Consider the following 228-nt stretch of genomic DNA (forward strand, 5'->3'; position numbering starts at 1 on the left):
AGCTTATGACGTTGTTTTCCTAAAAGAGCACGTGCTTTTTCGGTTGCTTGTAAGTCAACATCTAAACCTAGTGCAGCCGCATGTTTGAGACAAAGTTTGAGACGCATCAATGCTGTCCGAGCAGCTCCAGCTTTTGTATGCCAAATAGGGGCAAGGGTATCGCGTATCTCTGTTTGCGTAATTTCTGAAAGGGGTAAACAACCTAATTTAGGGAGAATATGAAGGAGT

1 pseudogene is annotated in these 228 nt (G+C 43.4%); it reads right to left on the minus strand.

What is annotated here, in order from left to right:
• Nucleotides 1–228: pseudogene (locus tag ACFINC_RS11055) on the minus strand (integrase); the annotation flags it as partial.

Origin of the sequence: Bartonella sp. AP58NXGY (assembly GCF_042195785.1) — a bacterium.
Taxonomy (GTDB): domain Bacteria; phylum Pseudomonadota; class Alphaproteobacteria; order Rhizobiales; family Rhizobiaceae; genus Bartonella.